Source organism: Acidovorax radicis (assembly GCF_020510705.1).
Classification (GTDB): Bacteria; Pseudomonadota; Gammaproteobacteria; order Burkholderiales; family Burkholderiaceae_C; genus Acidovorax; species Acidovorax radicis_A.
Genome location: NZ_CP075184.1, coordinates 3,613,915 through 3,640,381, shown reverse-complemented (window position 1 = coordinate 3,640,381; position 26,467 = coordinate 3,613,915). Strand labels below are relative to the sequence as shown.

The 26,467-nt window shown below is 58.2% G+C and carries 22 protein-coding genes and 5 pseudogenes; 11 read left to right on the top strand and 16 right to left on the bottom strand.

Features of this window, described 5'->3' with window-relative positions:
- The first annotated feature begins 94 nt into the window (after positions 1–94).
- Together KI609_RS16655 and KI609_RS16650 are read left to right on the top strand one after the other, a co-directional pair.
- On the top strand, positions 95–1,612 hold the full coding sequence (locus KI609_RS16655) for a tyrosine-type recombinase/integrase (RefSeq protein WP_226444681.1): 1,518 nt from the start codon (positions 95–97) through the stop codon (positions 1,610–1,612).
- Positions 1,613–1,622: 10 nt separating this feature from the next.
- A complete protein-coding gene (locus KI609_RS16650; protein ID WP_226444680.1) occupies positions 1,623–2,276 on the top strand; it encodes a hypothetical protein in 654 nt (217 codons plus the stop codon).
- Between the two features lie 7 nt (positions 2,277–2,283).
- Here the strand turns inward: KI609_RS16650 and KI609_RS16645 are convergent, their stop codons facing one another.
- Positions 2,284–2,565: a hypothetical protein gene (locus tag KI609_RS16645; RefSeq protein WP_226444679.1), complete on the bottom strand. Its 282-nt coding sequence runs from the start codon at positions 2,563–2,565 to the stop codon at positions 2,284–2,286.
- A gap of 416 nt (positions 2,566–2,981) precedes the next feature.
- Entirely contained in the window at positions 2,982–3,239 is a 258-nt protein-coding gene (locus KI609_RS16640; RefSeq protein WP_226444678.1) for a helix-turn-helix domain-containing protein, read from the bottom strand.
- Positions 3,240–3,383: 144 nt separating this feature from the next.
- Here KI609_RS16640 and KI609_RS22920 point away from each other — a divergent pair, with 144 nt between their 5' ends.
- The 3 genes from KI609_RS22920 to KI609_RS16630 are packed head-to-tail and all read left to right on the top strand — an operon-like array spanning position 3,384 to position 4,815.
- Positions 3,384–3,506, top strand: a complete 123-nt coding sequence (locus KI609_RS22920) for a hypothetical protein (RefSeq protein WP_264181344.1) — start codon at positions 3,384–3,386, stop codon at positions 3,504–3,506.
- Positions 3,507–3,520: 14 nt separating this feature from the next.
- Complete coding sequence (locus KI609_RS16635; RefSeq protein ID WP_226444677.1) at positions 3,521–3,880, top strand: hypothetical protein; 360 nt, start codon at positions 3,521–3,523, stop codon at positions 3,878–3,880.
- Entirely contained in the window at positions 3,817–4,815 is a 999-nt protein-coding gene (locus tag KI609_RS16630) for a Bug family tripartite tricarboxylate transporter substrate binding protein (RefSeq protein WP_226444676.1), read from the top strand. The genes KI609_RS16635 and KI609_RS16630 overlap by 64 nt, the downstream gene beginning before the upstream one ends.
- Positions 4,816–4,850: 35 nt before the next feature.
- On the opposite strand, the gene KI609_RS16625 is transcribed toward KI609_RS16630, so the two are convergent.
- A complete protein-coding gene (locus tag KI609_RS16625; protein WP_226444675.1) occupies positions 4,851–5,759 on the bottom strand; it encodes a LysR family transcriptional regulator in 909 nt (302 codons plus the stop codon).
- A gap of 134 nt (positions 5,760–5,893) precedes the next feature.
- Between KI609_RS16625 and KI609_RS16620 the strand changes: the two are divergent.
- A pseudogene (locus tag KI609_RS16620) lies at positions 5,894–7,177 on the top strand (DNA polymerase II); the annotation flags it as partial.
- A 197-nt stretch (positions 7,178–7,374) separates the two neighbouring features.
- Positions 7,375–7,650: pseudogene (locus KI609_RS16615) on the top strand (transposase); the annotation flags it as partial.
- Positions 7,651–7,658: 8 nt separating this feature from the next.
- Here the strand turns inward: KI609_RS16615 and KI609_RS16610 are convergent.
- From KI609_RS16610 to KI609_RS16600, 3 genes are all read right to left on the bottom strand, one after another.
- The gene (locus tag KI609_RS16610) at positions 7,659–8,819 is read right to left on the bottom strand and encodes an IS30 family transposase (protein WP_226450124.1); all 1,161 of its coding nucleotides are present in this window, start codon (positions 8,817–8,819) and stop codon (positions 7,659–7,661) included.
- 122 nt (positions 8,820–8,941) lie between these two features.
- Entirely contained in the window at positions 8,942–9,337 is a 396-nt protein-coding gene (locus KI609_RS16605) for a VOC family protein (RefSeq protein ID WP_226444674.1), read from the bottom strand.
- A 27-nt stretch (positions 9,338–9,364) separates the two neighbouring features.
- The gene (locus tag KI609_RS16600; protein ID WP_021007135.1) at positions 9,365–9,781 is read right to left on the bottom strand and encodes a hypothetical protein; all 417 of its coding nucleotides are present in this window, start codon (positions 9,779–9,781) and stop codon (positions 9,365–9,367) included.
- 98 nt (positions 9,782–9,879) lie between these two features.
- Here KI609_RS16600 and KI609_RS16595 point away from each other — a divergent pair, with 98 nt between their 5' ends.
- A complete protein-coding gene (locus KI609_RS16595; protein ID WP_226444673.1) occupies positions 9,880–10,554 on the top strand; it encodes a TetR/AcrR family transcriptional regulator in 675 nt (224 codons plus the stop codon).
- Positions 10,555–10,569: 15 nt separating this feature from the next.
- On the opposite strand, the pseudogene KI609_RS16590 reads toward KI609_RS16595, so the two are convergent.
- From KI609_RS16590 to KI609_RS23065, 8 genes and pseudogenes are all read right to left on the bottom strand, one after another.
- Positions 10,570–12,108: pseudogene (locus KI609_RS16590) on the bottom strand (IS3 family transposase).
- Positions 12,109–12,283: 175 nt separating this feature from the next.
- Positions 12,284–12,817: a response regulator gene (locus tag KI609_RS16585; protein ID WP_226444672.1), complete on the bottom strand. Its 534-nt coding sequence runs from the start codon at positions 12,815–12,817 to the stop codon at positions 12,284–12,286.
- Between the two features lie 18 nt (positions 12,818–12,835).
- Positions 12,836–14,176, bottom strand: a complete 1,341-nt coding sequence (locus tag KI609_RS16580; RefSeq protein ID WP_226444671.1) for an HD domain-containing phosphohydrolase — start codon at positions 14,174–14,176, stop codon at positions 12,836–12,838.
- Entirely contained in the window at positions 14,173–15,174 is a 1,002-nt protein-coding gene (locus tag KI609_RS16575; RefSeq protein WP_226444670.1) for an ATP-binding protein, read from the bottom strand. Before KI609_RS16575 ends, KI609_RS16580 begins: the two co-directional genes overlap by 4 nt.
- Positions 15,143–15,985, bottom strand: coding sequence for an HDOD domain-containing protein (locus KI609_RS16570; protein WP_226444669.1), 843 nt, complete (start codon positions 15,983–15,985; stop codon positions 15,143–15,145). Before KI609_RS16570 ends, KI609_RS16575 begins: the two co-directional genes overlap by 32 nt.
- Positions 15,982–16,308 carry a hypothetical protein gene (locus KI609_RS16565; RefSeq protein ID WP_226444668.1) on the bottom strand — a complete coding sequence of 109 codons (327 nt, stop codon included), beginning with the start codon at positions 16,306–16,308 and terminating at the stop codon, positions 15,982–15,984. Before KI609_RS16565 ends, KI609_RS16570 begins: the two co-directional genes overlap by 4 nt.
- A 9-nt stretch (positions 16,309–16,317) precedes the next feature.
- Entirely contained in the window at positions 16,318–19,254 is a 2,937-nt protein-coding gene (locus KI609_RS16560; RefSeq protein WP_226444667.1) for an EAL domain-containing protein, read from the bottom strand.
- A gap of 276 nt (positions 19,255–19,530) precedes the next feature.
- Positions 19,531–19,867, bottom strand: a pseudogene (locus KI609_RS23065) (IS3 family transposase); the annotation flags it as partial.
- 251 nt (positions 19,868–20,118) lie between these two features.
- On the opposite strand from KI609_RS23065, the gene KI609_RS16555 reads away from it, so the two are divergent.
- On the top strand, positions 20,119–20,634 hold the full coding sequence (locus KI609_RS16555) for a chemotaxis protein CheW (RefSeq protein ID WP_226444666.1): 516 nt from the start codon (positions 20,119–20,121) through the stop codon (positions 20,632–20,634).
- A gap of 9 nt (positions 20,635–20,643) precedes the next feature.
- Entirely contained in the window at positions 20,644–22,380 is a 1,737-nt protein-coding gene (locus tag KI609_RS16550; protein ID WP_226444665.1) for a methyl-accepting chemotaxis protein, read from the top strand.
- A gap of 128 nt (positions 22,381–22,508) precedes the next feature.
- Here KI609_RS16550 and KI609_RS16545 read toward each other — a convergent pair whose 3' ends face one another.
- A complete protein-coding gene (locus tag KI609_RS16545) occupies positions 22,509–23,402 on the bottom strand; it encodes a hypothetical protein (protein ID WP_226444664.1) in 894 nt (297 codons plus the stop codon).
- A pseudogene (locus KI609_RS16540) lies at positions 23,401–23,523 on the bottom strand (peptide-methionine (S)-S-oxide reductase); the annotation flags it as partial. The pseudogene KI609_RS16540 and the gene KI609_RS16545, both read right to left, overlap by 2 nt.
- Positions 23,524–23,863: 340 nt before the next feature.
- On the opposite strand from KI609_RS16540, the gene KI609_RS16535 reads away from it, so the two are divergent.
- Positions 23,864–26,410 (top strand): putative bifunctional diguanylate cyclase/phosphodiesterase, encoded by a 2,547-nt coding sequence (locus KI609_RS16535; protein WP_226444663.1) that lies wholly within the window; start codon positions 23,864–23,866, stop codon positions 26,408–26,410.
- The last annotated feature ends 57 nt before the right edge of the window (positions 26,411–26,467 follow it).

The window sequence follows — 26,467 nt, the reverse complement described above, 5'->3', positions numbered from 1 at the left end:
AGTGAAAAGCATCAAGAAGCTTCACGAACCGGCAGTTTGATGTAGCTAAAATGTAGATAAAATCATACTGCCATAACAACTGCCCAAGGGGTGTATGCGCTTCACTTTCACCCAAGACAACCTAGCTAAACTCTCCCCAGCGGTTCGCCCCATCGTCAAAGATGGCAGGATGGTCGGCATCGAAAAAGTAGCTGTTCCCAAGCAGTACATTGTCTATGACGCGGGTGCGAATGTTGCCCCGGGCTTCGGCATGTATGTAGGGGCACGGCGCAAGACGTTCGTGTTGCAGACCCGTGTTGGCCCGAGAGTGACCAAGGTGGTGTTAGGCGACTATCCCCGTTTGAACGTGAATACGGGAGACGCATTGACAGATGCCCGTCTCATTGCCAGCGATACCCGCTTCGCCATGAAGCGGGGCGAGGACATCCAGCAATTGCGAACCGAAGAGCGGGTGATCGTCGCGACCACGTTGGGCGACGTCCTGCGAAACTATTTGCACCAATATCTGCGCGGAAAGAATCCGCGGCCCAACTCCATCAAAGCCATCGAAGCGGCCATCCGGCGGTTGCAACCCTGGCTTGGCAAGTCTTTACGGTCGATTGGCAGCGCCACCGTTGACGACATTTGGCAACTGATTGCCGTGGACCAAGGTCATCGCACAGCCGCAGAGCAAACACTGATGTGGTGCCGCGCCGCGTTCAATGTGCATATTGAAAGGCAGCAGGCTGACAGGAATCGCGCCTCGTTCGATAGCGAATTGCTGGTCAACCCGTTCAACATCGCTCGCCGCAAGATGCGCACCCGCAGCGAACTGGAAGCTCAGTACGACGACAACAAAGTCCGCAACCCCGTGGCAAACACTCCTGAACGCCTGGGGGTATGGCTGGATGCGCTTTGGGCTAAACGAAGTCAGAACCGCGATGCCGTGGACTACATGGTGCTGACACTGTTGCTGGGCGCGCGGCGTAGCGAAACGGCGCAACTTGTATGGCGTGACAGATTGCTCGCAGCAGGGCAAAAAGAGGTGGATTGCAGTGTGCTGACGCTGCCAGATGGCGATGGTCTCGGGCAGGTCACGTTTCGCGGCACCAAGAGTGGTTCCACGCACAGCGTTCCGCTGGGGCGTTTCGCTACATGGCTGATGCGCCTGCGCCACGGCGACTACCACGATCAGCTATATGTGTTCCCGTCTTCATCCAAGAACCCGGCCACCAAGAGCCCGCACTACAACAGTCCGCGTGAGTTCGTGGACTCAATGCGCACGACCTTGGAGAAACATAGCTTGCTGGCGGCCTGGGGCACATATTCCATGGCTTACACCGCCAAAGGGCAAGAGCCGCCGTTGCCATTCGAGCAGTTCGCGTTAACCTTTCCGCCGCAATGGAAGTTCACCATGCACGACCTGCGGCGGACGTTCTGCACAGTGGCTGTCAACATTGAGGGCATGCCGTACGCCGTGGTGCAGCAACTGATGAATCACAGCCAAATGGGTAACATAACGGCACGGTATGGCAAGCCAAACCAGGAGGCACTGCGCAAGCACATGCAAGAACTGGAAAACGAATTATTGCGGCACGCGACCACGTTGCCGAAGATGCAGATGAAAGCATGATCGATGAGCGATGAGCGATGACTTTGCAACCGATTACAACAAACTGGTGATCGACATCATGGCCTTGCCTGAGGCTGTGCGTGGCGTAAAGCTGCTGTCCACAGCGAAGGCCGCGCTTTTTTTACAGTCCTCCGTCAGCACCTTGGAGCGTCGGCGCAGAAGCCACCAGCCGCCGCCGCCAGCGCCCAACTTTGCGGGTGGGCGCAAGGGAGATGATGTGATGTACTTGGCTAGCACGCTGGTGGAGTTCATTCGCGGGGAGTCAATCACCCAACCCAGCCCTTATCCTGAGGTGCAGCCTTCGCTTCTGGCGATGAACGCTGCGGCATCCCGCCGTGCTGCGCTTTCGGCGACCGGCGCTCGTCGCCACTTGGCGAAGTATGCAGGCGGATCGGCAGTAGAGAATGAAGCATCGAACATGCCATTCTTTGTGGACCAAGACCGTTTGGTGCTTGCGCCCTGCTGGGATGAGCCAGCGACCATGCTGGAATTTTTTCTAGATGATTCTACGGAGGTGGTCTGGATGGCATGGTCGGATGCGCTTGCCTCTGTGTGGCAAAAGGAGTCTGATCGTCAGGGTTGGCTGGCAACGGCAGACCAATTGGTGCCAGGGTTGCCGCAGCGCGCAGAGGGTATACGCCACGCGCGCCTATCCAGCATTTGAGGTCAGTCTAACCGTCCAAAAAGTCGTTTGGCAGCGGTAGTTCCTGCATGTCCATGAGGAACCCATCAAGCGCTGCACACACTCCCCCTGCAACAAGGTCTGGCGGTAGGTTCATGGCCATCAGCTCTGGCAAACGGGGGAACTTGGTCGCAGCTTTGGCAAGGATGTTTGGGTAGGGGCGGCAGAACTCCACGCCCTGCTCTGTCGCAAAGGCTTCCAGGCACTGTTGCGCCGTGGGCGCAGGATAGAGCAGGAGATAGTCGGGTCGGATGCGAGGAGAGAGGCGCATGCGACAGTATGCCCCCGTCTGTTTGCTTTCGAGCAGGGGCTTTTCTCCCCCACACGTACCACGCGTAGCGTCTCGACCGGCTGAACAGCTCAATTTTGCCAACGCCGGATACAGTGCCTTGACCTGCTGATGGAAGCTAACCTCTTGGCTCGCGCTTGGTGACCGGCGCGGACAGCACTCAAGGCTTGCGCCGGAGATTTGCCGCAATCGACAGCCCCTTGCCGCGTTCGCCTACCAGCAGCCATTTTTTGGTGGGGGCGGGCACTGGGGATGTTGAAGGCTGGCATGCGTTTCGTCAAAGCGGCGGACATCGAACAGCAAAACATAGAGGCAGCCAGCTGCCTGAATTCCGGCAGCTCCAAGGTCCAACCTCAACTGCGGCCCGTGAAGCGCGCCGACACCAGACTTGGTGAAGCTCAACGCTTCGATTGGTCTAGCGCTTTAAAAAACTCGGATGGCTGCATGTCCAGCGCTTTGACGACTCTGTCGATGTTGACCATCGCAATGTTGCGCTCACCCCTCTCGACTCCGCCCATATAGCTTCGATCAATTCCGCATTCATCGGCGAATGCTTCTTGGGACAGACCACGAGCCTTACGGAACTGTCTGACAGCTAGTCCGAACGCGACCAGTACAGGAGATCGTTCTTCTTTGGGTGGAGGTACGCGAGCCATCTTCGAATGGTTTGCGTATGAGGACTAAAACACCACGGTCCATGAGTACACTGTGTAAAAGTTCACGGTCCATAAGTACCATTTTGTTATACGATCCCTCCACGAGCGGCGCAGTGCCGCCACCAACCGAGGAGGAAACCATCCATGAAACGAGCCCTGGTAATCCTGGCCGCAGCCCTTGCGCTGGCCGCCTGTTCTACGTCTCCCGCGCCAACGCCCGCGCCCCCGAAGCCCTCTTGGGACGTCTCAGGCCACATGGCCGACTGATGCAGGCGGACCCCATGCGCAAAATGACCATCGTCAAAATCGCCGCCGCTGTGCTGTTCGCCCTGTGGCTCTTCTTCGGCGACGGCAAGACCTCGCACCGCTTCGTAGTGCTGGTGGCCGTCTTCGTGGGCTACCAAGTCTTTTCTCGCGTCAAAGCGCAGCACGCCGTGCAGGAGGGCGCGCGGCTTGGAATGAGCGCCGTCCTCACACAGAGATTCATGCACAGGCAAAGCGCGCAACACGTGCGCTACGGCCGAAGCTTGCCCAAAAAAAGAGTTCGTTCACTACAGAAGCCAATAGGAGACAAATCATGCACGCAAAGAAGCAGTTCAACGCCAGAATCGCGCGCCTGGCCTTCAGCACCTTGGGACTGACATTGAGCCTGGCGGCACAGGCTGATAGCTACCCAGAGAAGCCTCTTACCTTGATCGTTCCTTACACAGCTGGCGGGGCAACCGACGTTCTGGCAAGAATGCTGGCGAAGGGTTTGTCGCAGGAATTGAAGCAGCCTATCGTGGTAGAAAACGTCCCTGGTGCCGGCGGTTCGATCGGTCAAACACGCTTTTCAAGAGCTGCTGCAGACGGCTACACGGTGCTCATGGGCAACGTCGGTACGCTAGCCGCCAATGGATCTGTGTACAAGAACCTGCCTTACGACGTCCTCAAAGACTTCACGCCGCTTGCATCCGTTGGCGATGCCCCGCAGGTACTTTCTGTGCGCGCCAATTTTCCGGCATCCAATTTGGATGAGTTTGCGGCATACGCCAAGGTGCATGGCGCAAAGATGAACTTTGGTGATGCGGGAGTCGGCTCAGGGGCTTTTCTGGGAGGCGTATTGCTCAATGCAACTCTCGGCACTAACGTACCACCTGTTCACTACCGCGGTGCCGCTCAAGCAACTTCCGATGTGATGGCTGGGCAAATCGACTACACGGTGGAAAGCAGCAGTACTGCTGTCAGCTCGATTGCATCCGGAAAGATAAAAGGACTCGTTGTACTGAGTGCGCAACGTGTGGGCGTTTTGCCGAACGTTCCAGCGGTCAGTGAGACCTCCTACAAATCGCTGAACTACACGATCTGGAACATGCTTTTGGTCAGAAAGGGGGTGCCGAAGACCATGGTCAACACTCTAAATGACGCCATCAACAAGACTCTTACGCAACCAGATTTACTGGATCGGTACAAGCAGATGGGCCTGGCTGTTCCCAGTGCCAACCAGCGCACCACGCAGGGTGCTCAAAAGCTGCTGGCTGAAGAGGTAACTCGCTGGCAAAAGCTCTTAAGCGAAGCCGGCGTGACGCCGGAGTAGAGCTCGACACATAAGAGACCAGTGGGCTCGCGCAGTCAAGATTTGTCGAAGGTGGAGATATTCTTGGCCAGTGCGACAAGCTTCCGAATCACTGTCTGACTCTGATCGATGCCCCAGGCTGCGTTGAAAGCGATGCGTTGAAAGGCTGGTGCGCCTTTCAATGCAACAAGTTCGCCATTTCGCAGTTCCGATTCAATCATCGGATAGGTCATCAAGCCTATGCCTGAGCCACTGCGAAGCAGTTGTTTCAACGTCAACACATCTGCGCATACATCAAATTTTGTGCGCAGATTGTTGTCCCTTGCTAGCTTTATCAACATGGGGTACATGGGCGACTCTTTTGAAAGCGACCACACCGGCTTTGAGCGCATCAACTCCAGCCAAGATGTCGCAGAGTATTTCCCTTTGCGCCCAACTAGGTTTGGAGATCCGACCAGAAGGACATTCACGGAGCCTATGGGCTCCACATGAAAGCGGTCTGAAGTGAGCGAAGCCGTAGCCATGAACACCAGATCCAGATGACCGGTCTCCAGCTTACTGACACTCAGGGAGGTCTGTCCGACCTCTATCTCGAAGTTGAGCTGTGGCATGGCAGCCCTCGCTGCTGCTATGAATTCAGGCAGCCAAGTCTGAGCTATCAAACCAGCGATACCCAGGCGAATCAGCCCTGAAACATGAGAGGCGTCGTCAAGGGTGTGAATGACGTCTTCCAGAGCCGCCAGCAAGGGCTTGACTTGCTGAACCAGTTCCCGGCCTTGCGTGGTCAGGTCCATTCTCCTGCCGCGTTTGTGAAACACAGGAAAGCCTAGCCTGCCCTCCAGCTCGCGCATCCGCGCGGACACGGTGGGCTGGGTGGTGTACATGTGATCTGCAGCAGCCTGAAAACTACCAAGCTGAGCAATGTGGCACAGCGTCTGCAAATGCAGGATGTTAATTGTTGCCATTTAGAGTGTGAGTCCGTTCAAGACTTTCCCTCCGCAATCATCCAATGTCCGTTGTCAAAATCAGGGGGCGGCAGCAGTTACGTGGATCGGAGAGACGGTGATTTTGTCAGCTAATGCGTTACACGTTTCTCAACACTCGTATGCAGATAGATCACTTTGGCGGTTCTATCGCCGCGTTCAGCCACCATTACCTGCCGCGCATGCATCGCCTGGGTTATGTGGCACCGAACGTGGGTGACATCGCGGCCAAGGCGTTTCCCGGCGGCTATGTGATGGACTCCACGCCGGGCTTCTACGACTCCGTCGTGGTCCTGGACTACAAGAGCCTGTACCCCTCCATCATCCGGACCTTCCTAGTGGACCCCGTGGGTCTGGCCGAGGGAGCAAACGCCGACGCCCAGAGTAGGCCCATACCGGGGCCGCAAGGCACGCTGTTCTCCCGTGACAAGCACTGCCTTCCAGACATCGTGACCACGCTCTCGAGCGCCCGGGACGAGGCCAAGCGAGTGCGGAACCAGCCGCTGTCGCAGGCCCTGAAGCTGCTCATGAACTCCTTTGCCGGGGTGCTGGGCGCGTCCGATTGCCGCTTCTTTAATCCGAAGCTGGTGTCCGCCGTGACCCTGCGCGGCCACGAGGTGATGAAGCTCACCCGGGTGTTTGTGGAGCAGCGCGGATACCAGGTCATCTACGGAGACACTGACTCTATCTTCATCTGGCTCAAACGCACTTATCCCAATACGGAGGCGCACAGCATTGCGGCCGGCCTGGTGCAGGAGATCAACGCGTGGTGGACCCGCAAGCTGCGCGAGGAGCAGCAGTTGGAGAACTTCCTCGAAATCGAGTTTGACACCCACTACGCCAAATTCTTCATGCCCACCATCCGAGGCTCGGACGTCGGCAGCAAGAAGCGCTACGCCGGCCTGAGCGTCGATGCAGAAGGGCGGGAGGAGATGGTCTATCGCGGGCTGGAGATGGCCCGCAGCGACTGGACCCTGTTGGCACGCCAGTTCCAGGAGGGTTTGCTGTCACGCATCTTCCACGGTGAGCCCTACCGGGAGTTCGTGGCCGACTATGCGCGGTCCATGTTGGATGGACATATGGATGCGCTGCTCGTCTACCGAAAACGGCTGCGCCACCGACTCGATGCCTACGAGGTCAACGTACCGCCCCAGGTGCGCGCGGCGCGCATCGCTGATGCACACAACGCGAAGTTGAACCGTCCCCAGCAGTACCAGCGTGGTGGTTGGATCCAGTACGTGATGACGCAGAGCGGCCCCGAACCCCTGGAAGCCCGGCAGTCACGGATTGATTATGAACACTACCTCGTCAAGCAACTACAGCCCATCGCCGACGCGATTCTTCAGCCCCTGGGAGAGAGCTTTGAGGCATTGACGAGCGCGCAGAAGGTGCTTTTTTAGCGGCTGCAGGGAGAGCAGCCTGGGGGCGATACCCAACGACGGAACCGGCTGACCAAGTACAGGGTGACGTGGCAGAGTGCCTTCAATCAATGTCCGGAAACGGGCACCCGAACTATCTCGCAAAGTACATGGCGGAGATTTAAGGCAATGCTGAAAAAGTCCCCGCTGCTTCTTGAGCTTGGGTAAATTACTGGGCCATGAAGCAGCAGACCCTTGCTATGGCGGCCGACACGCAGTCGGGCTTGGAACTACACCGCAAGCCCACGCGGCGCGATAAATTCCTCAACACCATGCAAGCGCTGGTGCCTTGGGCTGCACTGTGCGATGAAGTTGCGCCGCACTACCCCAAAGCTGGCAATGGACGCCCTCCCATTGGGTTGGAGCGAATGCTGCGGATTCATTTCATTCAGCATTGGTTCAACCTCGCCGACTTGGCGTGTGAGGAGGCCCTGTACGACAGTGCCAGCCTGCGCCGGCAGATTCAACCGGTCGATGCAACACATTCGCTGAACATCTCAGCGGGTGTGTGGAAGCCCAGCGTCTTGCGCGGCCTCTCATTCAATTGTCTCGCAATGGCGTTGAGCTGAAGCTGTGAGAGACCCGAGAGATTCATGCCCTTGGGCATGTACTGCCTGAGTAAGCCGTTCGTGTTCTCGTTGCTTCCCCGCTGCCATGGGCTTCGCGGGTCGCAGAAGTACACCTGGATGTCGGTAGCCATCGTGAATTGCTTGTGAGCATGCATCTCCGAGCCTCTGTCCCAGGTCAGTGACTTGTACAGTTCCTGCGGTAGCTTGCTGGCGCTCTTGATGAGTGCCTTGACGACCGACTGCGAGTCTTTGCCATTCAGCTTCACCAGCATCACGTATCGCGTTTGACGTTCAACCAGTGTCGCAATTTGGCTGTTGCCACTGCCAAAGACCAAGTCGCCTTCCCAGTGACCAGGCACTGCCCGGTCCTCGACGCAAGCGGGGCGCTCGCTGATCGAAACAGCGTCAACGATCTTTCCGTGAATTGCCGTCTTCTGTGTGTAGTGCCGTGATCGGCGCATTCCACGAGTGCGTCTGAGGTGCTCCAACAGCTCCTTCTTCAAGGCGCCACGCGCTTGAATGAACAGACTGCGGTAGATGGTCTCGTGTGACACGTGCTGGCTCTCGTCGCAAGGATAAGTTTGCTTGAGCCAACCTGCAATTTGCTCCGGCGACCACAGCATCCGCAGCTTGTGAGCCACGATCCGGGCCAATGCACGGTTCTGCCTGAGCTTGCAGCGCTTTGGGCGCTGCGCTCGATTCCAAGCCGCTTCATCTGCCTGAGTTGCACGGTAGCCATCACAGCCGCCATTGCGCTTGATCTCTCGGCTGATCGTCGACGGTGCTCGCCCGAGCCGCGTTGCGATGGAGCGAATCGATTCGCCTGACACCATCGCCCGCGAGATCTCCTCGCGCTCTGCCAACGTCAATGCAATTGCTGCACGTGATCGCTGCGCAGGCCGGAATCCGCCCGTCTCTGCAAGTATCCGATGGATCGACGAGTGGGCGCGATCAAAGAGCTTGCCGATCTCATGCAGCGTCCAGCCTTGCTTCCAGCGCTCCCACATCAGCGCCTTCTGGGTATCTGAATAGTAGATTCTTGGTCGCTGTTTCATCTGCAACACTCCTTGCGCCTACGCGGTGGTTAGTGTGTTGCATCGACCGGTTGAATCTGCCGCCTAAAGCGGTACTACGACAGTTCACGAAGCAGTCATCCGCAACTGGGCCGGCAACGCTCTTACTCAGCGCAGTTCAGCATCCACTGAACACCGAACCGGTCGGTCAATTTGCCGTAGTAGTCCCCCCACGGCTGAATGCCCAAAGGGGTCGTGACCGTTCCACCTGCAGCCAAAGCTCGGAAGAGATTGTTCGTTGAATCTCGACCGTTCATCGCAAGCAAATGCGCGGAGCCTCGCATCGGCTCAGCATCATCGTTGTCGGAGGCATAGAAGAGCAAGCCTGGTCCCTCGAACTTGGCATGCATGACCTTGCCGCGCATGGCCTCGTTCTTCACGGGCATGCCATCGACCCCGTAGCGAAGCACCTCGATGACACGACCAAGACCACATTGAGTATAGAAAGCCAGGGCGTCATCACAGGTCGTGGTGAAAAACAAATAGTTCGAGAGTTGCATGTTGGTATCCCCAGACGTAGATGGGCGTCAGGCCGATGCGGCTCCTTCGCCGAGCTGCGCATTGGTGAGAGCCATCCCGGCGATGCCCCAGGCCCCGTCTACCGCGTGCACGACGTTGACCCATATACGCTCCTTCGGGTGCTGCGCGCCTGACAGCTCATGAATGATGTTCGTGGCTTCTTCTATGTAGCCAACTTGAACCTCCCGACTGGCGAACGCGAAGGACGGGACCTTCCATTCGACGAACGCCACGGAGGCCTCCTTTGATCCGGAGTACGTGTGCTCCGTTGGCAAGACGTGGATCGAGCCCACGATGTTGGGCGTCATCGCCTTGTTTCCTGCCAAGCCATGCCATCTAAGCATGGCATCTGACAGGCGGCTGAAGGCGATTTTTTCCTGGCCCTTGGGAAGAACGCCCTCAGTGAGGGTGAGAGTAAGTGGCATGGGTACTCCAAACAGAAAGAACGGCGTCGCTCATGCGCTGCGAACCGCAGAACATTTCAAGTAACGACCGTTATTCTATAATACATAACGATCGTGTTTTGAACAACTACAATCGTCAGCTTCACATATTGAAAGAGCCCCTCGTGTCAAGGTCAGAACAGAAGGTGCAGACGCGGCAACGCATACTGGACGGCGCAGGGCGCGGGTTTCGCAAGGCAGGATTTGGCGGGATTGGGGTTGACGGCCTGGCGAAGGAAGCAGGCCTGACATCGGGTGCCTTCTACGTTCATTTCGACTCGAAGGCCCACGCATTCCGGGAGTCGGTCGCACAGGGCATGGCCGAATTGCGAGGCGGCGTGCTGCACTTCCAGGAAAAGCACGGACGCACGTGGTGGCCGGAGTTTGTGCGCTTCTACCTCAGTGCCAAGCGGACCTGTGACTTGTCAGAGAGTTGCACGCTTCAGACGATGCCGGCAGAAGTCGCGCGATCGGATGAAGGTTCCCGTGAGACGTTTGAAAAGGCTTTGCGCGACGTTGCGCAGGTGATCGTCGACGGTCCAGCCTCGCCAAATGCACCACGAGACATTGGAGCCGCTTGCGCCGCCCTCTCTTCGCTTGCGGGAGCGGTTACTCTGGCACGTTCCGTAGGAAGTAACTTCGCAGACCAGATAGCCGCAGCAACAGAACACGCGCTGCTAGGGTCGCTAGGCGGAAAGAGTCGATCAACGCCTGTTAGTGCCAACCCAAAACTGACCAGCTGGGGGTGCGGATAAAAACTTGGACTGGTTTTATGCCGTGAGTCCAAGGCTCTCTCGGTATTCGATGGGACTGAGTGAGCCAAGGGAGATCTTGATCCGCTTCTCGTTGTACCAGCGGATGTAGTCGTCGACTGCCTCAATGAACTGCGCAAGGGTGACGCTCTTCCAGTCCCGAGGATAGAACAGTTCGTTCTTCAGCCGACCGAAGAACCCCTCGCAGGCTGCGTTGTCAGGGGAGCATGCCTTGCGAGACATCGAGCGGGTGAAGTTGGCATCGCGCATCCTCGATATCCAGCCTGGCCAGCGGTAGTGCCCCCCGCGGTCGAAGTGAACCACAGGCCGGTCAGCGGTGTCTGTCACCGTCTCGATGGCTGCATCCAGCATGGTATTGACCAGCTCAGCATCCGGGCTCGTGCCAATGGTCCAGCTCACCACCATCCCATCGAAGCAGTCGATGATCGGCGACAGGTAGACCTTACCTGCAGGGATCTGGAACTCCGTGATGTCCGTGAGCCACTTCTTGTTCGGTGCCGCGGCCTGGAAGTCTCGGTCGATGATGTTCTCAGGCGCGGGGCTGATCTCGCCAAGGTAGGACGCATACCTGCGCCGCTTGGGCTTAGCCACGACTAGGCTCTCTTGCTTCATCAGGCGCTGCACCACCTTCTCGGAGATTGTGACGTCTTGCCTAGTCAGCGAGGCCTGCAGCCTGCGGTAGCCGTAGCAGCGATGGTTCGACTCGAAGATATCGGTGATGGACTGCCTTACTTCAAGGTACTTGTCGCCGGCGGCCGCTCGGACCCGATGGTAGAAGTACGAGCTGCGTGCAAGACCCAACTGTCCAAGGAGCTTTGGCAGACCATAGTGCTCCTTGAGGGCGTCAATCAGCAGTGTCTTCTCCCGGTTGGACAGGAGCTGCAGATCGACGCCCAGGCCTTTTTTTAGCAGTTCATTGGCCTTGTTCAAGAGGTCCTGCTCAAGGCGCAGTTGCCTGACTTCGCGGCGCAACGCCTCAACCTCGCGCTCGAGCTCATCGCGCTCTTGAGCCCGCGGGGACTGATTGGTGTGTTTCATGGATGCGGGTGCCTCACGTCCCAGAAGCTGGTTCTTCTAGTTGTACAACGTCGGCCTGCTCACGCCAAGCTTCTGAGCAACCGCCTGCGCACTTCCCTCACGAGTGCACAGCTCGAGGACTGCCTGCTTCTTCAGTTGCGGCAGCCGAGGCGCACTGACGGCTCTGCCGACAACGCGCTGGCGGGAGTCAGGGTCCAGTTCATCAATCCAGGCACGCAGCAAATCGCGGCACGGATAGCCCAGCGCCTTGACCGTGGCGACGATGCAGCGCCCGTGCTCGGCGTAGTGTTCGACAGCCTTCTTCTTCTGAATTTGAGAATACTTCGGCTTTGAGCGCGCGTAGCCGGACGGCAGGTCCAGGCGCCGCTCGTACTCCTCATGCCAGCTCATCAACGAGTTCTTCGTCGGATATCCCAACTGGCGGATAGTGGCACCGGTGCGCTTGCCCAGTTTGATGTAGAGCTCGACCGCTCGGATTCGATCTTCGTAGGAATACATGAACTACCTCCTGGTAGTCCAAGTTTTTGTCCGCACCCCCAGCTGGTCAAGATTGGATCGGCTCTAACAGATCAAGATATCCCTTGGCTCTCTCGGCCCCATCGAATACCGAGAGAGCCTCAGACTTTCAGCATAAAACGAGTCCAGGTTTTTATCCGGCCCCTTTGGACGGACTTCAGCTTTCAGGTCCCAAGACCTCGCCGTTGGGTCCCCAGGCCACATGGGTGAGACCCGGTTCCAACGCTTCCAATCTGCGCCGCTCCAGCTCCGTGGCACTGATCTCTCCAAACTCATACCGACCTACTTCAGCAAGCGCGACGTCACGGCGCAGTTGGTCTGCACGCTCAAGCGCGGCACGGACATGGCCTATTAGGTCCTTTTCGTCCCACGGCTTGAGCACATACCGGAACACCTCAGCGTCATTTACCGCACGCATCAGCGCTTCAGAATCAGAGGACGCACTGAGCACCATACGCACGGCCAGGGGCTGGATGGTCCGCACCAGGCTCAGGAACTCCACACCCGTCATGAGCGGCATGCGGTAGTCTGAAATCACGACATCGAACACAGCTTCTCTCAAGCGGGCCAATGCGACCTCCGGGGCCACTGTTTCTTCAATGCGCACCTCCGTTCCCAACCCCGCCCGCAAGCTTCGCTTGATCGCGGAAAGCACATGGGGTTCGTCATCCAACAATAGGATTTTTGGCATGGTTAACCGATCCAGGGGTTAAAGTTTGATCGGCAAGATCAGCTCGATGCCGTCTCGCCCCTCGCGCAGTCGCAATCGTTTGATAAGCTCGGTCGTAAGGACATGATCCACGGTAAGCAACACGGCCCCTTCGGGGGAAAGTAGGTCGCGTGCCAGGACCATGCCTGGCTTTAGGAACTGCGTCTTGAGCATGAGGGGCTGCGGCTCTACACCAGGGGCCGCCTTCAAAAGCATTTGCAGAAAGACATCGACCACTTCAGGGTGAAACTGCGTTCCCCGGCCTCTTGCAATCATGGAACGGGCATCTACCGCATTCAATGGCGTGGAACTCAGATGCCCGATCTGCAGATCGTCATAGGTATCAACGACAGCCAGTATGGCAGCCCCCATGGGGATCCTCCCTGAGGCCAACCCATCGGGATATCCAAGGCCATCGTGGCGTTCATGGTGGCTCCGGATGATATTGGCGACAACCTGCATGTCATCGAGTGCCATGAGTGCCTGCTCTCCCAAGCTGGCGTGCCGCCTGTACTGAATGCCTTCCTCTTCGGACAACCTGGGTACGGGCCGGGCAAGCAAGGAATCAGGCAATCCAATCTGGCCGATGTCGTGCAAAAGCCCCGCAATAAAAGCGTCTTGCTGATCCGCCTCACTCATACCCATGGCGCGGGCGGTGCGGCGAGCTAGGTCGGCGACGCGGCGCGAGTGGCCAGAAAGCAGGCCCCCACGCCACTCCAAAAGGTTTGAAAACACCTTGATCGAACTAAGGTAGTTCTTCTTAATCTTCTGGCTAAGCTGGAGAAGCTCACTCGTGCGCGCCGCGACTTTTTCCTCCAGTGTTTCGTTGAGTTCCGTGAGCGCCTGATTTTTTGCCACCAGCAGTAGTTCAAGACGAACTTTCTCCTGTTCCAGCGCCATACGCTCGAAGACTTGGTGGGCTGTTGCAAGCACCTCCCCGTCATCCCAGGGCTTGGTGATGTAGCGGTACACCTCTCCGTTGTTGATGGCTGCAATGGTCGAACCGATGTCGGCGTACCCTGTCAGAAGCACGCGTGCGGTTCTAGGCCAGCGCACTCGAATCTGCGCCAGCAGCTCTGCGCCATCCATCCCCGGCATTCTCATATCTGAGAAGACCAGATCCACAGGCTCATGCTCCAGATAGGCAATCGCTTCAAGGCCACTGGTTGCGGTGGCGACTTGGTATCCGCTACCGCGAAACAGGCGCTTGAGTGCTGCCACGATGTTGGGCTCGTCATCGACACAGAGAATGCGCCAGACTTGAATCGTTTCCTGCGGGGTAGCGGTGGTATTGATATCTGCGGCGGCAGCCGTGGATGTCGTATCAGTGAATGAACTCACGCATCGGCCTCCGGCGGATGACGAATCGGTAGAGTGACGCGAAACCGGGTACCGACCCCTCTCTCGCTGAAGACATCGATGCTGCCGAAGTGCTTTTTTACGATACCGTAGGACAACGACAGCCCCAACCCGGTTCCTTTGCCAACGGCCTTCGTCGTAAAGAATGGATCGAAAATTCGCCCGATATTCTCCTTAGCGATGCCCTCTCCGTTATCCTGCACTTCTATCCAGATACGGTCACTCTGAGTGCCGGTACGGATGGTGATAGTTCCTCGGTCCTTCTGGATAGCATGGGCGGCATTGACAAGAAGGTTCATGAACACCTGGTTAAGTTCCGATGGGAGGCACTCTATGTCGGGTATCTCGCCGTAGGTCTTGACCACCTCCGCCTTGTACTTAATCTCGTTGTTTACGATATTGAGCGTCGAGTCAAGCCCGTGATGGATATCCGCCAGCACCCAATTCTGGGAGGTATCGACTCGTGAAAAATCCTTGAGGTTCTGAACGATGTTGCGCACCCTAGTGATGCCATCCTTGGACTCGGACATTAAGGACGGAATGTCTTCCTTCAGGAATTCCAGTTCTATCTTGTCACGCAACCCCTTCAGGCGAGCGGCTGCTGGAGTGCCCGCCAGTTCGGATTCAGCCTCCTCGTAGGCCGCGAGCATTTGGAAGAGATCGCCCAGGTAGCGCTCCAGCGTTCCGAAGTTCGAGAAAATGAATCCGATGGGGTTGTTGATTTCGTGTGCGACGCCTGCGGCGAGTTGACCAATGGAGGCCATCCTTTCCGATTGCATCAGCTTGTCCTGAGCGTCCGAGAGTTGGGAGTTGAGTTGCTTGAGTTCTTCGTTGGCCCTGAGCAGCTCTTTGACCCGGTCAGCCGTCGCTTCGCTAGAGGACAAGATACCGGATGCCACGCCAGGGGCGGTTGCCAATGAATCGGGTGAGTTCACAGGAGATACCTCTTCAGGCCAGCAATGCAGCGCAGACGCTTTCATGCTGTTGTTCCACCACATCAAAAACGTCCAGGTAATCACTGCCGCTAAGCGCCATGCGCGCCCACGCATCCAGCCCCAGCAGCGGCACCATGTCATCTTCCTTGCGAGAAAGATCCAGGCCATGTGCGATGTTGTCTGCCACGTGCAGCAGATCGCCCAGGCATCTGGTGCGAGCCCCTTGGGGGCGGTGGTGATCTGAAATGGCCGCGACGATCTCGGGCGCAAAGTGCCAATGCTCTGCCACCACTCCACCCACATCCGCATGATCGACTCCGAATTGGAGGCGCTCGGCGACATGCATCAGGCAGTCGTGCTCCAACTGGTATGCGATGGCCTGTGCGTACTCGGACTCATAGGAACTAACCAGCACCAGACGACCGATGTCATGCAGAAGTCCCATTGTAAAAGCGGTATCTTCGTCCAGATTGCTGCGTTGCGCCAAGGTCCGCGCGGTAATCGCCGTAGCAATGGAGTGGCGCCAGAACGCCTCGAAATGAAAACCCGGGCACTGCAGGCTCGAAAAGCCTCCAACCACACCCGCTGCTGTCGCCACACTGCGAAGGGTTCGCAGGCCAAGTATTGTTGTCGCCTCCGGGATGGAGGTCACCTGCCGAGGCAGTCCGTAGAACGACGAGTTGGCAAGCCGCAATGTCTTTGCGGCAATCGCTTGGTCGTGTGATATTTTTGCCGCCAACTGCTCAGCGGAAATGTGGCTGTCCCCGAACGACTGGATCAGCTCCAGCACCACGGCCGGGAGTGCCGGCAACTCGCGGATGCTTCGCCGTATACCCTCAACAGTCAGGGCATTCATGGCTTCTCCTTCAGCCGATATTCCGCGATCAGGTGGAAAAGCGGATTGAGTTGCCCCGCCTTCAGGGCTGGCCGGAACAAATGCCGCAACCGCTTGTCGATCTGGGCCTGAAGAACCTGGGGGGGTATTTTTCCCGGACTCAAGGTAACTTCAGGAGCCGCCACCATGACCGTTTCGACACCGCGCTGTCGCAGGCTTCTCAGGGTGTCGTTCGTGATGTTTGCCCCCGCTGGCAGTAGAAGCTGACCATGCAGATCCAATACCGACTGCGCCAGGATGACTCCGTCAGGGGCTATGTCACTGTTGGTTGCAAGAGCTTGCATGGCGATTGATTAGTTGGGCGCGGAACTGCAGGGAACCAGAACCAGCAGCCGTCCGCGTGAATGGCCTTCCCCCCCGACAGCCCGGCACACCACACGAAACGCATGGTCTGCAATCTGCACCTCGTGATAACTTTGGTCTGCGGCACGCCACACATTGCCCAGCCCCTGGGGCAAAACCTTTTCGGCATCTTGTCCCAGCAAGGCCAATGTCGCGCCAAACAGTGCTTCGGCGTCGGCATTGACGAAGGCAATCATGCCCTCAAGATCCACACCGATGACCGCTGCAGGGATATTGTCCAGAACCTCTCTGGCCACACCAAGGCTACTCTCTTCGCGGTGGATCTGTTCACGCTGATGGGTGAGCAACTGTTGCAGACGCTCGTTCACTGCACTCAGCTCCTGATTTGCTGCCAGCACTGCGCCAGCCAGGCGGCGGTTTTCATCGGCCATTTCCTTCTGTGAAAATGCCTCCGCAATGTGACTGCGAAGTCGTTCGTCATCCCATGGTTTGGTCAGGAACTTGTAGATGGCACCTTCGTTGACTGCGTCAGTGATGGATTGCAGCTCTGTATATCCGGAGAGCACCATCCGGACGGTATCGGGATATAGCTCCTTGGCGCGGCGCAGGAAATCCACGCCCGTCATAGTGGGCATGCGCTGATCCGAAACGATCACATCTACTGAGTTTTCAGCCAGCCTCTGCAATCCCTGCGCACCACTGTTGGCTGTCACGATATGGTAGCCGTCAGGGCGCAGCAGCCGACGCAGCGCCGAGACAATACTCTCCTCATCGTCAACGAGAAGCAGCGTTCTCTGGCGGGAATTACGCATCACCAGATGCTCTGGGAGCGCTCTCTTGTCCTGAAGCAACGCATTCATGGCATCCACGGGAACCGGCCCGCTGAAATAGCGGCCCTGCATTTGATCGCAGCGATTGGCAATGAGCAGGGCCAGCTGCCCTTCGGTTTCCACCCCTTCGGCAAGCACCTTCATCTGCAGGCTGTGCGCCATGTTGATAATTGCACGCGTAATGGAGACATCCTGCGACGCCGCGGTGACGTCGTGCACGAAGGTGCGGTCCACTTTCACCACGTCGATAGGCAAGGTGCGCAGGTAGCTCAGGCTGGAGTAGCCCGTGCCAAAATCATCCAGCGAGATCTCGATACCCAAGGCCTTGAGGTCGCTCAGTATCCGCGCAATCCGCGCGCTTTCCCCCATCAAGGCACCTTCGGTGATCTCCAAGCCTAGCAACCGGGGATCCAGCCCTGTTTCAACCAAAATCTTCTGCACCCGCTGGGTGATGTCCGGCTGCTGGAGCTGGCGTGCCGAGAGATTAACCGAAACCCTTAGCATGGCGTGGCCAGTGCGCTGCCACTCTAGTGCCTGGAGGCAGGCCGTGCGTAGCACCCACTCACCGATGGGCACAATCAGCCCCGTCTCCTCCGCCACACGGATAACGCTCGATCGTGAAAACAACTCCCCGTCCGGAGAATTCCACTCCAGGAACGCCTCGGCTCCAATGACCGTTCCGTCGAGTAGATCCAGCTTGGGCTGATAGTGCAGTTCAAGTTCCTTGCGCTCAAGGGCACGGCGTAGTCCAGACTCCATCGCCAGCCGCGAGATCGCTTTGGATCGCATGCCGTAGCGGAAGACGCACACTTGGTTCCTGCCCAATTCATGGGCGTGGTACATCGCCGCCTGCGCTTGCTGAAGCAGACTTTCCGGCGCGTCTCCATGGGACGGATATAGGGCTACGCCAATATCGCAGGTTACCTTGATCTCATTGTCTCCAATGGAAACCGGCAGCGCAAAGGTTTCGCTGAGCGACGTAGCGATAGCACTAGCTAGGTGCTCGTCCACATCCCCTTCGCGCACCAGCACGAGTGCGAACTCGCCGCTTCCAAAGTGCCCCAACAGATCGTCCCGCGTTGCGTGAGCCTGCAGCCTCGCCCCTACCTCCATCAGTAATTGGTCCCCGGCCGCATTGCCCAACGATTCGCTGACCAGTTTCAACCGGTCTATCTCTATGCTCAGCACTGCAATCTGTCGCTCCTCACGGGCGGCTTCCCGTAGGCGGGTGTCAAGGTACTCGGTCAGCGCATTGCGGTTAGGCAGTCCGGTTGTTTTATCGGTGTTGGCCAGCTTGTCAAGGCGCTGCTCGGCCGCTCGCTGCAACGTTATGTCCTGCAGCAGGGTCACGGTCCTAATTACTTTTCCCTGGGCATCGGCATCCGCCATCACGCGGTGCAGCACGGTGCGTAGGCTGCCGTCCGAATGAACTATTCGGTGCTGGAATTCGCAAGCTTCGTCCGGAGAAACACCTTCGCTGATTGCCTGAACATAGGGCCGCTCTACCGCAGGGACGCGGGACAGCAGCCAACCCTTGTCTGCGATGGCATCCGTTTGTGTTATCCCGAAGATCGCATGCATGCCCGAGGAAATGGTCACTGAACCCGAGACCAAATCGACTTCGGCAGAGCCGATACGCGCGAGATCCTCCGCGTTGCGAAACAACTGGTCGCGCTGCTGTGCGAAGCGTATCGCAAGCTTGATGGCGCTGACGTCGTGAAGCGTGACCAAATCCGCGATCTCGCCAGCCAGCACTATCCTCGCGCCCCACACTTGGGCGCAGAACCTTTCGCCATTTTTTCGGAGGCAGTCGATCTCGTACGCGTGTCCGGGGACACCCGCAACCCGCGCAATCGTCTGCGCGCGCGCATGGTCACGATGTTCGGGGGCGCAAAGCAGCATTGGGTCCAGGCCATTGAGCATTTCCTCCTTGCAATACCCGAAAAGCTCGACGAGCTTCGGGTTTACGAAAAGAAACCGGCTGTGCTGGATAACAAACACTGCTGTCTGGGCCTCATCGACTATCAGGCGGTAGTCCTCTGCGGAGAGGTCTCTCGCAGAATTCAATGAATCGACATTCAATGGCTGACTGCTCATGGTGGTGTGCAACCTTTAGCAGCATTCGACCCCAAGTCGAACCAACTTCGCGCTGAAAGTCGCAGGGGATATCAAGTTTCGCCTTCCGTTCCTGAAGCAGAAAGAAACTGCACGAGCGACACCCTTCATTCGGGATGTGGCAGGCAACGCGCAGATCATCGGTGGGATACCGGAAAACTGCAAGACCAGTGCTGCAAGCTTAGTTTTGCACCAAATGCGGCCTTCACAGCCACAGTTTTTTTGAAGCGAATGCTCAGTGCCATTCGAGTGAGCTGGTCTCAGGACTTCAAACGGTGGTCGAGTTCCGCCTGGGCGAAAAACGCACTGGACAGCTTCAAGATCTCATTGGCCTTTCGTAATTCCTTGTTCTCAAGCTCGGGATCCTTCAGGTGCTGCAGGTCGGGCGTGGTGATGCCGTCCCCTGCACCCGAATCGATCTCGTCGCGCTTGACCCCATTCGTAAATGGGTCTGGGGTACGCTGCCGATCTTGGGAGCAATCGATTCAATGGCTGTTCAAAGCGATGGGTACTCGCCTCGGTGCTTTTGCACCAAGCGCACAGCAAGGCGTAGCGCATGATGGTATTTGGAATTGATGTTTTTATCACTTTGCATCTAATTCTACTCAACCAGGCAGCGAGTTAGGGTTTGTACATGAGTCAGGTTTGGATAGACGTTCTGGGGGTTAGCAGGTCACTTTCGGGCCGAAATCAATAGCGTGTCCTCACGAATTGCTACGCGTCTTCGCTCGCGCAATGTGAAGCACTAGCTTTTAGAAATCGATACAAACGATATAAATATCTTGACACTTCATTTTTATCATTTATATTTCGCATCACTTTTGTTTCACTCATGAAGAAAAACAAGTGCATGCCACCCTCGCACCCCCGTCCGCCTCCACAGAGGCATCTACCGAGCCCGCCGCAAGCGGCGAATACCTCGTCTTTCAACTCGGCACTGAAGCCTATGGAGTCAACATCCTTGGCGTTCAGGAAATCCACTCATATGAACAACCCACACGAATAGCCGGTTGCTCTTCTCACGTGCTCGGCGTGATCGACCTCAGAGGAGTAAGCGCTCCAGTCTTGGATTTGCGGGTTTGCCTCGGTCTTAAGGCGCCTTTCGATGCCTCTACGGTCACCGTTGTGATCACCCCGGACAACCATCAGACGGTTGGTATGGTTGTTGACTCCGTTTCCGACGTGATTGCGCTGCGCGAAGATCAATTGCGGCCCATGCCCGATCTGAACGAAGACGACCCAAGTCACTACGTGCAGGGTCTCGCATGTATCCAGCAAGAAGGTGCCGAACGTACCCTTCTGCTCCTTGACATTCCCCAGTTGATGACACGTGTGAATAGCGGTATCACTGAAACGCGCTGAAAGAATTCGATGAATTTCAACAATCTGACTGTGCGAACAAAACTCGCACTTGGCTTCGGCGGCCTTGCCTTCCTGCTGCTGCTGATTTCCGGCATTTCCTGGCGAGCACTGTCTCAGGCCCACCTTGACTTCGAGCACTACATACAGGGCATCAGTGCTCGCGCAAGCATGGCTCAAGGAGTCCACACCGCCGTCGACCGTCGGGCTATCGCAGCGCGAAATCTCGTGTTGGTTACGTCTCCTGAGGAACAGGCCAAAGAAAAAGCTGCAGTGCTGAAGGCCCACGAAGACGTCAAAGAGCGTTTGGGCAAGTTCAAGGACATGATTGCCAAGGCCGATGATGCGAGCGACAAGGCACGTGCCCTCGTAGCGGACATCGATGGAATCGAAACACGCTACGGGCCGGTGGCCCTCGCCATCGTTGATCTGGCGGTGAATGGCAAACGCGACGAGGCCGTCTCCAAGATGAATGATGAATGTCGTCCGCTTCTCGCAGCGCTCGTTGGAAAGGCTAATGAGTACGAGGAGTTGGCTCAGAAGCGCGCACACGAGATGACGGTCGATTCGGATAAACGCTTTGCCGATCAGCGCAATTTGCTTTTGGCGGGTTGTGTCGTAGCCATCCTTATAGCCATCATCGCAGGGGTGGTGATCACCCGAAGCCTGACACGCGCATTAGGCGCGGAGCCTGCTGACTTGGGCAACGCGGCTCGTCGGGTTGCGGATGGCGATTTGAGTACGGTGCAAGGTGTTGCCAGCGCGCCCAGCGGAAGCGTGCTCGCTTCGTTGGGCAGCATGCAAGCCAAGTTGGCGGAAATAGTCGGCCAAGTGCGGGGAGCCTCGGACTCGATCGCGACGGGATCTACCCAGATCGCCACTGGCAATACCGATCTGAGTCAACGCACCGAGGAACAGGCCAGCGCCTTGCAGCAGTTTGCGGCAACGATGGAAGAGATGAGTGCGACGGTTCGTCACAACGCCAATAATGCCAATCAGGCGAACCAGTTGGCCCTGGGCGCCAGCCAGGTAGCCGTGAAGGGTGGCGAAGTGGTCGACAAAGTCGTCGACACAATGAAGGGAATCAACGATAGCAGCAAGAAGATCGTTGACATCATTGGAGTTATCGATTCCATTGCGTTCCAGACCAACATCCTTGCCTTGAACGCTGCCGTCGAGGCTGCCCGAGCTGGGGAGCAAGGCCGGGGGTTCGCCGTCGTGGCCAGCGAGGTGCGCAACCTCGCTCAGCGTTCCGCGCAGGCGGCCAAGGAAATCAAGACGCTCATCACGGACAGTGTGACGCAAGTGGAAGACGGGTCGGCTTTGGTGGACCAGGCTGGCAGAACGATGCAGGAGGTCGTGGACTCTATCCGCCGCGTGACCGACATCATGGGTGAAATCAGTTCAGCCAGCCGAGAGCAAAGCGCAGGTGTCACTTCTTTGGGGGACTCCGTCGCTCAAATGGATCAGGTCACTCAGCAGAACGCAGCTTTGGTAGAGGAAAGCGCAGCAGCAGCCCAGAGCTTGCAGGTCCAGGCCAAGCAACTGGTGCAAGCCGTTGCCGTATTTAGGCTTCACGGGAACGATGGAATGAGTGCATCAGCCGCACCGCAAGTTTCCACTGATCGCCGTAAGACCCCGAGAATTAGATCCTCGAGCAATTCGCGCCTTCAGAACCCTCCCAGGCTAAACACCGCTTTAGCAACTCCTAGCGCAAATGCAGGTGGGGGCGATTGGGAGAACTTCTGATATCCAGATCCACTTCTGCGACTCGCCAAGCCCGTGGCAGCGGGATGCGAGCCCTGTCAAGTTCTGCCGCCAACCGGGTCTGGGCAGCATTGGCTTCCAGGAGTTTGACGTGTTGATCCCGCATGGTCTCAGAGAGCTTGCTCTGCATTTCTTTCAGCTGCTTTTCCATCTGCGCGCCCACGTGCGCTCACGACCAATTTGAGGGCAAGCCGGGATACTGCCAGTTTTAGCTCATAAGCGATCTGGCTATTTAGGTGACTGCCTCGAACTGCTCGCGCTTGATATCGCTGGGGTAATCTTTTTTCACCTCGCGAGCTTCTCACCGCTCTACGAGACTTTGAACACGTTCTTAGCCGCTGGTTACCTTGATCTTCCCACCACGTCCAGTAGGTGGCCAACACTTGCTGGACGGTGCTGCAATGGGCCAAGTGAGGAACATTGGCAACTTCGCCGGGTTCCAGTGATGCATCGAAGCCGAGCTTGGGCCAGACTTTATAGCCGACGTACTGGTCGTCGAATCCGCAGCCTCCTGCCGCCGCCAGTGACACTTGGGACAGCCCGGTGAGGTACGCCGTGATCGCGCACAGAGCGAACGCGATGGTGCCGAGCGTAGGCGGGGTCTGGTGCCCGTTCAGGAAGTAGTGATCGACATGCAGGCCGTCGATGAAGAGGTCGGCTTCGCCTCTCTGGTCGGTGTAGATGCCCAGCCGGTTCTTGTGCGGGCTCTGAATGACGTGGTTGTTGACCACCGTGAAGTAGAGGCCGGGCGGGGCATCCTGCACAGGTTCCTTGGCAGCCTGTTGATGCACGCGGCTGCCGTTGAATACCGAGAACAGATGGGCGAACTCCACTGTGGAGAAGCTACCGAACGGTAACTCGAATTGGTCGTCGGGCGCCAGGTCCACGCCATCGAAGCGTATGCCTGTGCCCGTGAGGTATGCGCGTGCGATCGGGCTGTTCTGCAACTGTTGGTGCAGACCAGCCAGGTGTGTTTGGTAGAAGTCAGAAGGTGCGTGCGGCACGTGGGTTTTCGACCAGAAAGTCCTGGTGGTAGGTCTCTGCCGGAAAGAAGCTGGGCTTGTCTTCCAGGCGTGTCACGATGGGTTTGCTGAAAAGATGCGCCGCATCAAGCTGGGCCACATAGGGACGCCAAGCATCCATACGGAAGCAAGGGGGCGTCCGATGGATATTCCTGCCCCGACGCCGTGGTAGCCAAGGGGCTGGCGCGCTGACCACGCAGCGGTCGCAGGCATGCAGACAGCGTTTTGGGCGCTCAATGGATGCGCCCTGGGACAGGTTGCTGTGTCCAGCACAGCCCGGCCAGCGTGGAGGTTCCGGGTTTCCCCTGCATGGCTGGCGGGCAGGTTTTTGTTGTTCGTTACGTTTTGACATACTCTTGGCTGTATGCTGCCACTTTGGCTTTGGCCCGTGGGCTTGGTCTCATTGTGTGTCGGCCCCTACCATCTGAGGTTTCGCAGCGACCGTGATTTCGTCCGAACTGTTGTCCGATCTTCTTGCCCTTTCGGGCGACGGCGCCATCGAGCCCTTGGCACAAGCGCGGCTGCAGGCGCTGGTAGATGCCGTGCCGGTGGCGCTGATCGAGTTCAGGCTGCAGGACGATCGCTTGCTGCTGCTGGCGGCCAATGCAGCGGCACGGCGCATGCCGGGGTTGGGTGTGGTGCGCACCCCGGGGGTGGATGCGTCTGATGTGTTTGACCAACTGGCCAACACCCCACTCATCGACCAACTGTATGGAGTGGCCCGGCTGGGCGCACCGCTGGAGTGCCGGCAGGTGGTGCGTGAGGCCGGTCGCTTGCTGCTGGCATGGGACCTGACAGCCAGGCGTGTGACTGCCGATTGCATCATGGTCACGGTGCGCGACGCGACCGAAGCCGAGACGCTGCGCGCGGCGCTGGCTGCCTCCGAGCGGGCGCTTGAAGACGTGCGCCGCGAGCTGCGGGAGCAGACAGAAGTTTTCAACACCATGGAGAGCCTGGCGCATGCGGGCCACTGGCGGCGTATCGAGGATCCGGGTGAAACGGTGTTGTTGTGGTCACCCGGCCTGTGCGACATCGCCGGGTTTGAGCACCAGGAATGGGTAGACCCCGAGCGGGCGGTCAGCGGAATCCTGCCAGAGGATATGCGTGTCTTCAAGAGGACGAAAGAGGGGGGGGCAAGCCTGGATGTCGAATACCGCTGGCGCCGCCCCGACGGTGAGGTGCGGTGGATGCGGTCGCGGGTGCGGCGCACGCTGCCACGCGACGGCGTTCAGGTGGTGATGGGCGTCGTGCAAGACGTGACGGACGAACACCGGGCCGCCGAGCAACTGCGCGAGCAGTTGCTGTTTATTCAGCGCATTGCCAGTCGCATACCAGGTTTCATCTACGAATATCGCCAGCACCGCGATGGCAGCACCAGCGTGCAGTACGTCAGCGATGCCGTGCGTGAATTCATGGGCGTGGGGCCTGAAGAGGTGACGGCCGACTACGGTGTCCTCCTTCGCCGGGTGGTGGAGGAAGACCAGCCGAGGGTGCAGCGCTCTGCCATCATGTCCATGCGCAGGCTGGTGCCGTGGCAGTGTGAATACCGCGTGCGAATGGTGGATGGCAGCATTCGCTGGCACATGTCCAATGCGATTCCACACCGTGAGCCCGACGGCTCGGTGGTGTCGCATGGTTTCACCATGGACATCACAGACCGCAAGCGTTCAGAGCAAGAGATCGAGCGCCTGGCGTTCTACGACGCGCTGACAGGGCTGCCCAACCGCAGGCTGCTTCTGGATCGCCTGCAACGCTCCATCGCAGCATGCCAGCGCACCAAGAACCTCGGGGCCTTGCTGTTCATCGACCTCGACAACTTCAAAGACCTCAACGACACCCTGGGCCACGACATGGGCGACCAGCTCTTGGCACAAGTGGCCACCCGGCTGGTGGGCAGCGTGCGCGAAGCCGACACCGTCGCCCGCTTCGGGGGCGACGAATTCGTCGTCATGCTCGAAGCCCTGGCCCCCGACGTACAAAGCGCAGCCAACCAGACAGAAACCATCGCAGAAAAACTCCTGGCCAGCCTGAACCAGCCCTTCGCGCTCGATGGCGGCCAGCACTACAGCACCCCCAGCATCGGCATCACCCTGTTTGGCGACGAACGCCTCACGGTGGACGAACTGCTCAAACGCGCAGACCTGGCCATGTACCAGGCCAAAGCCGCAGGGCGCAACACCCAGCGCTTCTTCGACCCCGACATGCAAGCGGCCGTCAACGCCCGCTCCAACCTGGAAGCAGACCTGCGCCAAGGCCTGGCGCGGGGTGAACTGCTCGTGCACTACCAACCCGTGGTGGACCACCAAAGCCAACTGCTGGGGGCAGAAGCCCTCGTACGCTGGCGCCACCCAGAGCGCGGCATGATCAGCCCCGGCGACTTCATCCCCCTGGCCGAACAGACCGGCCTCATCCTGCCCCTGGGCCAATACGTCCTGCAAACCGCGTGCGAACAGCTGCAGCACTGGGGCCGACACCCGAGCACCGCCCACCTTACGGTCGCCGTCAACGTCAGCGCCCGGCAATTTCGGCAACCGGACTTCGTGGCCCAAGTGCTGCAGACCCTGCAAAACCACAACGCCGACCCACGCAAACTCAAACTCGAACTGACCGAAAGCCTGCTGCTCGGAGACATCGAAGACACCATCGCACGCATGGTGCAGCTCAAGAGCGAAGGCGTGGGGTTTGCGCTGGATGACTTTGGCACCGGGTACTCGTCCCTAAGCTACCTCAAGCGCCTGCCGCTCGACCAGGTCAAGATCGACCAGAGCTTCGTGCGGGACGTGCTGACGGACCCGAACGACGCGGCGATAGTGCGGACCATTCTTGCGTTGGCCAAGAGCCTGGACCTGCAGGTGGTGGCCGAGGGGGTGGAGACGGTGGGGCAGCTGACGTTCCTGCGGCTGCATGGCTGTGAGGCGTTTCAGGGGTTTCTTTTTGGCCGCCCGGGGTCTGCGGGGGACATAAATGCCATCTTGTACCCCGCCGGTTGACGGTGTGTCTGGCAGCGCTGCGGGCCCCATCGGGGCGGCGGCAGGGTTCGGTGCATG